This window comes from Vibrio sp. 10N.261.51.F12 (assembly GCF_041471725.1).
Lineage (GTDB): Bacteria > Pseudomonadota > Gammaproteobacteria > Enterobacterales > Vibrionaceae > Vibrio.
The window spans coordinates 19,963-32,095 of the sequence record NZ_JBFROV010000004.1 but is presented as its reverse complement, the minus strand read 5'-3'; the positions used below and the strand labels follow the sequence as shown (position 1 = coordinate 32,095).

Sequence of the window (12,133 nt, the reverse complement as noted above, 5' to 3'; positions counted from 1 at the left end):
AAAGCCCAAAGCCCAAAGCCTAAAGACTAGTGATGCTGTCTACGTAGGTTATCGAGAATAATACCTGTCGCCATGGCCACATTTAATGACTCTGCGCCGCCAAAGGCAGGAATCGTGATTTTATCCGTCACATACTTTGCGGCTTCCTCACGAACGCCGTGAGATTCACTGCCCATCAGCAAAATGCCTTGCGAAGAGAAGGTCGTGCTATGGACACTGTCACCTTCAAGGAAGGCACCATAAACCGGGATATTTGCTTGTGCTAGGTACGAAGGGAGATCGAGAAGGCTCACCTGAACACGACCAAAGCTACCCATGGTCGCTCGAATGGTTTTCGGGTTATAAGGGTCAGCGCAATCGGTGCTCGCGACAATGTGCTTAATGCCGTACCAATCGGCAACGCGAATGATCGTCCCAAGGTTGCCAGGGTCGGAAACGCCGTCTAGGGCGATCATCAATCCTTGAGCTTGTGGTATCGCCATTTGTGGGATCTCAACAATCGCCACCGCGGCATTGTTACTGACTAAGCTACTTGCTTTAGTCAACTCATCTAACGAAGCCTCGACACACTCAAAACCCTGCAAAGAGGCTTGATTACTGCTCAAAAACTCGTGGGTGGCAAAGACTTGCTTGACCGCGAGGGACGTGCCAATGAGCTCCAACACGTTTTTTTCACCCTCGACTAAGAATAAGCCGTGGGCTTTACGCTGTTTTTTTTGGCCTAACGCGCGAAGTAATTTTAATTGGTTTTTTGAAATCATAGTCATGTCCCAGATGAAAGCGGGCGCATTATAACCCTAAGTGACTTGGAGATGCGAGCGAGAAGGCGTTCTGTGACATTGTGATACGCCTCACGGTTTATTGATAGAACACACCAATGTAGGAATTTTTCCTAGGGATCTTAGGATGTGCTCTCAAGCCAGTGCGCCTTGGGTTTTTTAGACTCTAGCCCATGAACACAACCCCTCACGAATAAAACAAACGCCTACAGATACCGCTGCGGAGGATTAAAGATACCGCCACGCAGGATTTGTCCGAGAGGGTAGTGCACCACGATTCGGTGCTTTCCTTAATTGATAGGAGAGCATATTCAGTTAGAGCCTAAGGATTCACCATGTTGAAATTTCTAGAGCAAGTACGTAAACCGACGCTGGACCTTCCCGTCGAAGAGCGACGTAAGCTGTGGTTTAAGCCCTTCTTACAATCCTACCTTGTGGTCTTTATTGGTTACATGACCATGTATTTGATCCGTAAGAACTTCAATATCGCGCAAAACGATATGATCTCAACTTACGGGCTATCAATGACGGAACTTGGCTTAATTGGCTTAGGGTTTTCAATCACCTACGGTATTGGTAAAACGGTCGTGTCTTACTACGCCGATGGCAAAAATACCAAGCAGTTCTTACCCTTTATGTTGATTCTTTCTGGATTAGCGATGCTTGGTTTCAGTTTTAGTATGGGGGGCGGAAGCGTCAGCTTATTTTTAATGATTGCCTTTTATGCGCTTAGCGGTTTTTTCCAAAGTACCGGTGGTCCCTCTAGTTATTCAACCATTACCAAGTGGACACCGCGTAACAAGCGTGGCTCGTACCTTGGGCTTTGGAATATGTCGCATAACGTAGGCGGTGCGGGCGCGGCGGGCGTCGCACTGTTTGGTGCAAACTATCTGTTTGACGGTCATGTGATTGGCATGTTTATTTTCCCATCAATTATTGCGCTTATCGTTGGTTTCTTCTGTCTTCGCTATGGTAATGACTCACCAGAAGCCTATGGCTTGGGTAAAGTCGAAGAGTTGTTTGATGAAACGATCAGTGAAGAAGATATGGCGGCAGAAGACAATCATATGTCAAAGCGCGATATTTTCGTCGAGTACGTTCTGAAGAACAAAGTGATTTGGTTGCTGTGTTTTGCCAACATTTTTCTGTACATCGTACGTATCGGTATCGACCAATGGTCAACCGTCTATGCCTACCAAGAATTGGGTCTGTCGAAAGAAACGGCAATATCTGGTTTTACCTTGTTTGAAGTTGGTGCCCTTGTTGGGACGCTGATGTGGGGGTACTTATCGGATTTGGCGAATGGTCGTCGAGCCATTGTGGCGTGTTTCTCTCTTGCTTTGATTATTGTTTGCCTAGAGTTTTACCAGCATGCGACCAGTGAATTTATGTACCTCGCCTCGTTGTTTGTGTTGGGTTTCTTGGTCTTTGGTCCACAGTTGCTGATTGGCGTAGCGGCAGTTGGTTTTGTTCCCAAAAAAGCGATCAGTGTAGCAGATGGTGTGAAAGGGACATTTGCTTACTTGATTGGTGATAGCTTTGCCAAGCTCGGCTTGGGCATGATTGCTGATGGCACCCCTATTTTTGGTCTAACAGGCTGGAAGGGTACCTTTGCCGCTCTCGACACCTCGGCGGCGATTTGCATAGTATTACTGCTATTTGTTGCGGTCGCTGAAGAGAAAAAAATTCGTAAAGCGAAGAGAGAATTAAAGCAGCTGGAGGCGTAATACGTACTCTTCGTTTCCTTTAAAGCGTTATCTATTGTGCACATGCTGGCGAGCCTGAGTCAGCGGAGTCATAGATAGCGCTTTTTTAGAACGAATCGCTATTTGATTATTTAATGTCGCAGCGTTAAGTTACCCCATTTTTTCCCTTCTGCTTGGTATCTCGTCATGATTCATGTTGCGTTAGTTGATGATCACGTCATTGTTCGTTCTGGTTTTGCTCAGTTGTTGAATCTAGAAAATGATATCACGGTCGTGGGTGAGTTTGGGTCGGTTGCTGAGGCGAAACAAGGGCTGCCGTCTTGCCAAGTGGATGTCTGTATTTTGGACATCTCGATGCAAGACGAGAGCGGTTTAGTACTACTTGAGTCTATACCGAAAGGCACTGCGTGTGTGATGTTGAGTGTCCATGATTCACCGGCTATGGTTGAAAAAGCGTTGGAGTTGGGTGCTCGAGGGTATCTGACAAAACGATGTAGTCCTGATGAATTGATTCAAGCGGTAAAAACCAGTGCCAATGGCGGTTGTTATCTCACGCCAGATATTGCGATTAAACTGGCGTCGCCAAGGCCGTATCAGCAGTCGATCGCCAAACTAACGAAGCGAGAATACGAGGTGTCAGAGCTGTTAGCCACAGGCCTGGATGTCAAGTCTGTCGGTTTACGATTAGGTCTTAGCCATAAAACCGTACATGTCCACCGCGCGAATGCGCTCGATAAGCTTGCCCTGAAAAACAACGTCGAACTCGCCAAGCTGTTTCAACGCCAAGATACCATCTAATGCGTACCTATTTGGTGGCCAGCATCAGTGCATGGCTCATTACGTTATGCAGCTGGTTTTGCTTGTGGGTGATTTCATATTACTTTGTGAATGATGCCGAAATGGCCATTTTATTTTTGCCTTTTGCGCTTCGGTTAGGGGTAACCCTGCATTGTGCAAAAAAGTACTGGCCTGCGATCTACACGTCGGAATGGGCATTGACGATATCACTTGCCGTATTATTGGCACAGCCGCAATGGTCAGCCGTATTGGTGGCAAGTATTGCCAGTATTCCAGTGGCATGGGTTTCAAGGCGTTATAACACTGGGCCACAGTGGCAGCGTTTATCCGTGCAAGCGATGGCGATTGTCAGTACCGCGATCATCAATATGCTGGCACTGAGCGGGCATGCGGCCTCGCTAAGTTTGGTTGGATTAGTGACGGTGACGGGCGGCTTGATGTTGGTGCCCACTTGTTATTTGGTGTGGAATTATCTGTTCCAGAGCACCTGGCGCCCGCTGACGTCGAATCTTATCCATCAGCCCATTACGTTTCAGATAAAGCCCATCGTGCTTATTACTTTACTGTTTATATCGAGCATATCGTTGCAGATTGGTTTGCCTGACGAGCTACGCCGGTTTGCCCCGTTTTGTTTAGCGATTCCTATTATATTACTGGCGTTTCGTTATGGTTGGCAGGGGGCCTTGTTAGGCACACTGCTAAATAGCAGTGTGTTAATTGCCGCAAGAAGTGGTGTTTCTCAGATAGAGGTGACGGATCTTTTATTGTCGATCAGTGCACAATCGCTCACCGGTATTTTACTTGGGGTCGCGGTACAAAGACAGCGAGACTTAAACCAGAAGCTGCGCCAAGAGTTGAGTCGCAATCAAAATCTATCAAAGCAATTGGTTCAGGCAGAGGAGTCCGTTCGTAAAGATATTGCTCGTGAATTGCATGATGAGATTGGACAGAACATTACCGCCATACGAACGCAAGCAAGTATCATCAAACGCGTGAACAGTGCAGAACTGAGCGTGAGCTGCGCCAATACGATTGAGTCCTTGTCGTTGAACGTTTATGACACAACGAAGGGATTGCTCACACGACTACGACCCAAAACCCTTGATGATCTCGATGTTGTCTCGGCCATCAGACAAATGGTCCGTGAGATGGAGTTTGAACAGCTTGGTGTTCATGTTGAGTTTGAGGTTGACGACAATGCCATGACAGAGCTCTCTGATACGATGGCGGTGACCTTGTTTAGGCTTTGTCAGGAGGCGTTGAATAATGCGCAAAAATACGCGAAAGCGACGCAGGTTCATATCGCGTTGTCGATTGATACTACGCTGAGGTTGGTGATTACCGACGATGGGGTGGGCTTTCGACTTGAAGAGAGTCAAAAAGGGTTCGGTTTAAAAGGGATGCAAGAGCGTGTGCAGGCCTTGGGCGGTCAATTGACTATTCGCAGCTCTATGGATGTTCATGATACACAGCGTGGCACAGTCATTGATGCCAAACTTCCGCTGGTTTAAACAAGAGATATGCCCTTGAATACTCAAACCTCTCGCTCACATGAGACAAAGAATGTTGATGGCCAGTATCGATATTGGCGGCTTCATATCATGGTGGGTATGTATTTGGGGTATGCGGGGTTTTATCTCACTCGAAAGACCTTTAATTACACGGCTCCAGCGCTGATTGCCGACCTCGGTCTTGATAAGGGGGATATTGGCTTAATGGGCACATTGTTTTACCTGATCTATGGTCTCTCTAAGTTTCTATCTGGCATTATTTCAGACCGTGCTAACCCTCGTTACTTTATGGGTATTGGCTTGATTGCCAGTGGTGTCATCAATATTGTATTTGGTCTATCGAGCTCATTGTTCGTGCTTGCCACCTTGTGGATGCTAAATGCTTGGTTCCAAGGTTGGGGGTGGCCATCATGTTCCAAGCTACTGACAACGTGGTATTCACGCACCGAACGAGGATTTTTTTGGTCAATTTGGAACACTGCACATAATGTCGGTGGCGCGATGATTCCTTTGCTGGTGGGGTTCCTTACCTTCCACTACAGCTGGCGAGAAGGGTTCATTGTGCCGGGGGTGATGAGTGTTGGGATTGGGCTATTTTTGTGTTGGCGGCTAAGAGACAAACCAACCACAATGGGGTTACCAACGGTAGGGCAATGGCGCGATGACAAGCTGGAATTAGCACAAGAGAACGACGGCATAGGATTAAAACCTAAAGAGATATTGTGGTCCTATGTGCTCAATAATAAGTATATCTGGTTGCTCGCGTTCAGTTATGTATTGGTCTATATCGTCCGCACGGCCATCAATGATTGGGGCAATTTATATCTGACAGAGCAGCATCATTACAGTCTAATTAGCGCCAATGCCTCGGTGTCTTTTTTTGAAATAGGTGGCTTTGTGGGGTCGCTTGTTGCGGGCTGGGGCTCGGATAAACTGTTTGGTGGCAATCGAGGCCCAATGAACCTGATATTCGCGATGGGTATATTTTTGTCGGTTGCGGCGCTGTGGCTGATGCCATTGACGAACTTTGTCTTCCAATCGGCGGGATTTTTTGCCATCGGATTCTTTGTTTTTGGTCCTCAAATGTTGATTGGAATGGCCGCAGCAGAATGTTCACATAAAGACTCAGTGGGCGCGGCAACGGGGTTTGTTGGCTTATTTGCCTATATGGGGGCGGCCTTATCGGGCTATCCATTGGCGGTGATTCAAGAGCACTACCAATGGACCGGATTTTTTGTTGCAATCTCGGTATGTTCGGCGGTAATCGGGTTGTTGTTACTGCCGTTTTTGCAGGCGCAGTTTATTCAAAAATGACCTAAAACTGTTGAGGATTAAGCCCCGACTCAGGTTATGGTATCGACCTAAACGGGGGCTTTGAATTAACAGTGGAGGTAAATACGTTACTCGTCGTCAAACTTAGAGCGACCGATAACTTTTTCTTGATAATCAATTAATGGGTGTTGCCATTCTCTTTCTTTGTCGACATAACGCTGGATGGTTAAATAACGGCCAGCTCGATAAGTGTCTTCGTCATCATTCACTAAAACAGCGTCATTGCGAGCTTGGGGAGTACGTTTCGTCTACCAAATCAATAAGATCACGGTTATCCAAATACTTAAAACGTTGAGTCATTCATTTATATCGATGTCACAACGTTAATGTTTGATCGGCGAACTGAATGTTTTCTATGTTGGATAGCGTGTTGTTGCCGTCTCTATTATGGATCAAGTCAATCAGTTGAATCGTAGAGTCATCGAGTCTCTCTATTTGATATTGCCCTTTATCGCCATGAACAACCACAGTATTAATGCCTTTATTCCCTGTCACCGTATTGTCGTACTCATTGAGCTCAACGTTACTATTGTTGGTTCCTGTCAGGGTTACTTTAGTTAAGTATTGGGCTTGATAGGTGTACGGCGTTTTGGGATCGAGAGCTAATTTAAACGTCCCTTTAAAGGAATCCGCTATATAGGCATCATAAGTAAGGGTAGGCGAGAAAATTTGTTCCGTCAGATGCTGCGCGGCAGGACCGTAGCGAGCAAAGTCTTGGCGGTTTTTGACATCGTAGAGTCCTCCCATACCACGGCCATCAAATGCGCCCCAGAGGCCATAATAGCTGTCGATGACAGCGGCAAAATATTCTTGATCAACGCTGATCTCTTGCTGCCACTCTTTCAGTATATCTGTCGGTGGGTGGTATGAGTTATTAAGCGCTTGTTTTTGTAAGATATTAAGCTCTTTTTGAAACTTAGGTAAGGCGGTTAACCCGGCGCTAGGCGCGTTGAGTATGCCAATACCGTAATCATGTACTAGGTGCAAAATTTCCTCGAATGAAGCGTCACGATGATGGTCATAGTCTTGATTGACGTACCAAGGCCCCCCTTCAACTTGAATCTCCTCTTCGAATAACGGCTGTCCGTCTAAGTCGTCATTGTATTTGGGCTCATCATGGTAGTTCATAAGCTTTAAGATAGCGCCGTTGTTAGCCATGGCATTGGCAATACGCTGCTTTTGTTCGGCGTTGCCAAATTGAGTCCCGATCACAGGGGTTAAATAGTGGTTTAACACGTTGACAGCTTTGACTATTTGAAAATCGGTTAAGCGATCCATGATGAGAATATGAATCGCTTTGCCATTAGGGGCTTTTACCGCGACATACCGGTTATAGCCGGCCTTGGAGTAAGCCGAAAACTGCGCCGGTACGGCCTCTATTTTGACGCCGTGTACAACAGATGGTGTGATAGGGGAAGGAACAGAAGGGGCGGAAGCGAGTCCGCTGATGTTATTACAGCCCGCTAGAGTTATGGTAGATATCAATATGGCTAAAGGTAGTGTTCTCATCGTTTAATTCGCTCTTTGATATTGTCTCATCAGAGTAACCGAATCATTCATGATGGAAGTTGCGCGGTATTGCTATCCAACGTACCAATACAATTCATTACATATAGAGTCGTGACTTGGAAAGGCAACACTATTGGACCTTCTTGACCCGCACCATCACTTTTTAGGTCAGAAAGTGATGGTCACAAGGCGGCATTTGGAGATTCGAAGCATTGAACAATGGATGGTAGTGTATCGACCTCATACCATCACGGTATTGTCAGCGTTGTCCGGCCCATTGTCTCGTTTAGCGATATGCAGCCCCCACATTGCGAGTAATGCCATTATCAGCATGATGACGCCTAGCGGCAACTGGCTGGTAGCCGGTATGACCGATGCACCTAAGGTGGTGAGCCCAGCGCCAAGGTTTTGCATACCACCAAGCACCGCACCTCCAGTACCGGCATGGTTAGGAAATGGCGTTAGTGCTCCCGTTGTGGCGGCAGGAAAGAGTACACCCGCACCAAGAAAATAAATGGTCGAGCCAATGGTCAATGTCCAAGCGTCTGTTGCACCTTGTAAACCAGGGATGAGTACAACCAAAGCCCCCATCAATATGGCGACCAGCCCAAATTTAAATGCTGAGTGTTTGCTGTAACGCTTCGCGATGAATGAAGATAGTCCTGCGCCTAGCAAATAGCCCGGAATAGGTAACACGAATAAAATGCTGACGGTAAATGCGGATAGCTTCAGCACACCGCCAAATAACACGCCTGCCGCAGCTTCAAATACGGCCACACCGGCAAAGGTGGCGACCAGGCAAATAACATAGCCTTGGAAGCGTTTGTCAGAAAGCACAAAACGATAATTGTCCATGGCAGAGGTTTGAGTCCTTCTCTCTATTGGCAATGTTTCTGCAAGTTTTGATGACATGATGATCACCACAGCGACCGCAAACAACGTTAAGAACAAGTAGCTTGACCGCCAACCCAGAGTCTCAGTCAGTACGCCGCCTAAAACAGGTGCGAGTAGCGGTGAGAAAATAACACACATACTAATAATGCTGTTTGCTCTATGAAGCTCGTCACCTGAAAAGCAATCACGGGAAAGCGTGCGAGACATCGCACCACCACTGCCTATCCCAGCGCCTTGAATAAAGCTACCAAATAAAAACAGCTCAAATGAGTGCGCAAACAGACTAATGACAGCACCGACGAGGTAGATCCCTAGCCCGGCAATAATTATCGGCTTACGCCCAAGTTTGTCGGACAACGGGCCATAGATAAATTGAGATAAACCATATGGGATCAGGTAGCACGCCATCACCGCTTGTAGCATCGCGGGATTGACTCGAAACTCTTGCGCCATTTGCCCGATGGATGGCACATACATTGTTTGTGTCATCTGCCCTACCGCCGTTAGGATAGCGATAAGAAAAGTCAGCTTAGCTAATGAGTATCTGGATGCCATTTTTGTTCGTTCTCGTTGTGGGTCGTGCGTGATTGAATTTTTGTAAGAAAGCCCCTGCGGGGGATTAAGGCGCAGATAGTAGAGTTTGGACGCTATTCTATCAATAGAAAAGTGTGACTTGAATCACGATAAATATTTGGTCTATTCATTACTTAAAGTAATGAAAAATTATGGGTGGGAGTCAGTATTAGCGGTTAAAAGCGATCAGCTGATCAATTCAATCGTTGAGATATTAGATGTCTTAAATAGAGCTGGAGCCGTTAAGTAAGCCGGATTCATGGAAATGTTCGGTATTGTGAAATGCTTAACATTGAGAGGTACTACTTGCTTGTTGCTATAAGCCTAGGTTTGGTCGAGATACCGACCTTGTTAAGAAGACATTTAACAGTCAGTGAAAACAATGGGTCGCTTCCAAATTTTGTAATGAGGAAAGGTTAAGTCGTCCGTTACATCCGCAGTTTTTCATGGCATGACTATACTCTGTTTCATAGGCAATTATGACCGTGAAGTTCTCTGTTTAACATGCAAGGATGCATTATGAAATATGTTGTGTTCCTATTGATGGCCAGTATGGCTAGCTCAGAATTACATGCGCAGCCATATCAAGAGGTGTATACATCGGTGCTTGTACGCCCATTGACATCGATGAGTGTCCCGGTGTTAGGAACCAATGGGAAGTTCAATGTCACTTATGAGTTAGAGATCACTAACGCCGCAAGGAATATCGACGCAAAGCTTTTGTCATTGTCGGTATTAGATGCGGATGATCACAAGAATGTATTGATTTCTTTCGATGAAAAAAAGCTCATTGAGCAGCTCGCACTGCTTGGCACCCGCCCTGTAAACAATACCAACATCGAAAGAAATGGTGGTCGTCTGCTGGCCGTGGAGCTCACTTTTTCTGAGCGTAGTGATATTCCAAAAAAGGTAGTACATCGTATTACTGCATTAGGAGCCAATAACCCAGGAAGCAAAGAAGCGGTCTCTTTGGAGTATTTGGCCGCCCAGCATCCCATTAGTGGCACGTTACCTCCTGTAATGGAACGCCCTGTTGAAGGAGACCGCTGGGTTGCAATTAATAGTTGTTGCCAAGTGGGTTTCCCACACCGGTTTTCGGTGGCGACGATCAATGGTGAGTTGGTTAACTCTCAGCGCTATGCGATAGACTGGATACAGCTGGATGATAATGGGCACTTGTTCACAGGCTCGCCAGACAAGCTTACGAATTGGTTTAGTTACGGTGCAAATGTTATTGCAATGGGGACGGGTAAAGTGATTAAGGTCATTGATGGGTTGCCAGACCAATTACCTGGGACAATACCTGACCCTCGGTCAATTTCCTTAGAGACAGTTGATGGTAATGCTATCGTAATTTTGTTCGACAATGGTTTTTATGGCATGTATGGCCACCTAAAGAGCGGCTCTATCTTAGTTAAAAAAGGTGACAGAATTCAGTCGGGAGACACTATTGCTCAGCTGGGTAATTCGGGAAATACCTCAGCACCTCATCTACACTTCCATCTTATGCAAGGCCCGCTACCAGCCGGTTCCAATGCCGTCCCTTATGTACTGAATCAGTTTTCTTATCGAGGGCAGGTCGACCGCCAGCAGTTTATCGATAGCCTGCAGCTTGAAGATGATTTCTCCACCGGAATGACAACAGCGAAGCCAGTGAAGGACAGTTACCCAATGCAACTTTCAATTATTGATTTTGGATATTAGCCAATAGGCTGAGAGAAAATATATATAAATCAAGTTACGCGTGGCCTATTCCCGATCAAAACATAGGATACTCCCAACAAGTTATTTTAATTGTAGTAGGATTATTTTCGATTTTGGAATTGATAGTAGATGGTATATCTAACTTAGATATGCTCTACATCATCCCCTTAGTCTCAAAAAAACTCGTCGAACCATCACAGATATATAACAAGATCGTGCGTATCATATAGCGTAAAACGATAAGGCTATCGGCACAAGCAAAGCGGTCTCCTTAACTTATCTACAAGCATTGCAAGCTGCTGAACAAAAACGTCTTGGCCGGGCTAGCTATGTCTAGCGCCCATTAGATCGTGTAGAAAACAAATCAAGCATACAGCTGGGGGGTATATGGAAAAGGTTTATGTTCATTTTATGCAAGTGGCTTATCAAGGCTCTATATCACAAGCCAGTGCAGCGTTGAATATCACACAGCCGGCTATTAGTAAAAGTATTAAGACCTTGGAAACACGTTACAAAACGCCTTTATTTGTGCGTAACTCAAAGGGCGTAGAGATCACGCCTGCAGGGACAATCGTGCTCGAGCGTTGCAAGCGAATGGAAAACGAATTGCAGGCGATGGCGAGCGATATTGAGGATTTGTTTTCGCAACACGACCGAATCAAGATAGGCTCTGGTCCGGCGTGGGAAATGCCTTTGTGCGCAATAATATCAGACTTCTTATTACGCTTCCCGAACAGTCGTATGATGATTGAGTCAGATACGATCTCACAACTGATCCCGCGTATGTTGTCGGGAGAATTGGACATTGCCCTTGGCGGAGAAGATAGTATTGGGTTAGATGTTAATAAAGAACTCACTTTTATCCCTTTAATTGACACTCGGCTATGTATCGTTGCGCACGAAAGCCACAAATTGGCGCATATGAAAAAGTGCAAATTAGATCAACTTGTCCATTACCCATGGATAGCTTATCAACACTCAGAGAAGATTTTAGAGCATGTAAACCAATTGCTTGATAGAGAGCAAGTTGCGCCTGTCAGGTTTACTTTGGAAACTGAATTCATGGAAGTAGCCTTGATGACACTCTGTAAGAATGACGGTCTAATGTGTATCTCTCACACTTTATACGAAAAGGTGCGCCACCACGGGATTGTAGAGCTGGTCATTGACGAACCTATTTGGTCTTATCACATCGGTGCATGGGTTCCCCCGGCCTACAAACGAACCCCTCTGGTCAACGAATTCATTAACGCAATCAGTCAACAGGCCGAGCTTTATAACCTCAATCATAGTTCGCCTCTGCTCTAACAAAACCTTAATGTAAAAA

10 protein-coding genes are annotated in these 12,133 nt (G+C 46.0%); 6 read left to right on the top strand and 4 right to left on the bottom strand.

Features of this window, described 5'->3' with window-relative positions; all coding sequences use genetic code 11:
* Positions 1-26: 26 nt before the first annotated feature.
* Positions 27-761 carry an RNA methyltransferase gene (locus tag AB4405_RS01995; RefSeq protein ID WP_372059412.1) on the bottom strand — a complete coding sequence of 245 codons (735 nt, stop codon included), beginning with the start codon at positions 759-761 and terminating at the stop codon, positions 27-29.
* Positions 762-1,114: 353 nt separating this feature from the next.
* Here AB4405_RS01995 and uhpT point away from each other — a divergent pair, with 353 nt between their 5' ends.
* The 4 genes from uhpT to AB4405_RS01975 all read left to right on the top strand — a co-directional run bounded on the left by uhpT (position 1,115) and on the right by AB4405_RS01975 (position 6,108).
* A complete protein-coding gene (uhpT, locus tag AB4405_RS01990; RefSeq protein ID WP_102468703.1) occupies positions 1,115-2,506 on the top strand; it encodes a hexose-6-phosphate:phosphate antiporter in 1,392 nt (463 codons plus the stop codon).
* 165 nt (positions 2,507-2,671) lie between these two features.
* Entirely contained in the window at positions 2,672-3,283 is a 612-nt protein-coding gene (gene uhpA, locus AB4405_RS01985; protein ID WP_372059411.1) for a transcriptional regulator UhpA, read from the top strand.
* A complete protein-coding gene (gene uhpB, locus AB4405_RS01980) occupies positions 3,283-4,794 on the top strand; it encodes a signal transduction histidine-protein kinase/phosphatase UhpB (RefSeq protein ID WP_372059409.1) in 1,512 nt (503 codons plus the stop codon). The genes uhpA and uhpB overlap by 1 nt, the downstream gene beginning before the upstream one ends.
* 9 nt (positions 4,795-4,803) lie before the next feature.
* Entirely contained in the window at positions 4,804-6,108 is a 1,305-nt protein-coding gene (locus tag AB4405_RS01975; protein ID WP_372059408.1) for an MFS transporter, read from the top strand.
* An 86-nt stretch (positions 6,109-6,194) separates the two neighbouring features.
* Here AB4405_RS01975 and AB4405_RS01970 read toward each other — a convergent pair whose 3' ends face one another.
* From AB4405_RS01970 to emrD, 3 genes are all read right to left on the bottom strand, one after another.
* The gene (locus tag AB4405_RS01970; protein ID WP_372059407.1) at positions 6,195-6,335 is read right to left on the bottom strand and encodes a hypothetical protein; all 141 of its coding nucleotides are present in this window, start codon (positions 6,333-6,335) and stop codon (positions 6,195-6,197) included.
* 106 nt (positions 6,336-6,441) lie between these two features.
* Complete coding sequence (locus AB4405_RS01965) at positions 6,442-7,635, bottom strand: hypothetical protein (RefSeq protein WP_372059406.1); 1,194 nt, start codon at positions 7,633-7,635, stop codon at positions 6,442-6,444.
* A 240-nt stretch (positions 7,636-7,875) separates the two neighbouring features.
* Complete coding sequence (emrD, locus tag AB4405_RS01960) at positions 7,876-9,084, bottom strand: multidrug efflux MFS transporter EmrD (protein ID WP_372059405.1); 1,209 nt, start codon at positions 9,082-9,084, stop codon at positions 7,876-7,878.
* Positions 9,085-9,621: 537 nt separating this feature from the next.
* Between emrD and AB4405_RS01955 the strand changes: the two genes are divergently transcribed.
* Both AB4405_RS01955 and AB4405_RS01950 read left to right on the top strand, forming a co-directional pair.
* On the top strand, positions 9,622-10,806 hold the full coding sequence (locus tag AB4405_RS01955) for a M23 family metallopeptidase (protein WP_372059404.1): 1,185 nt from the start codon (positions 9,622-9,624) through the stop codon (positions 10,804-10,806).
* Positions 10,807-11,193: 387 nt separating this feature from the next.
* Complete coding sequence (locus AB4405_RS01950) at positions 11,194-12,114, top strand: LysR family transcriptional regulator (protein WP_372059403.1); 921 nt, start codon at positions 11,194-11,196, stop codon at positions 12,112-12,114.
* Positions 12,115-12,133 lie beyond the last annotated feature (19 nt).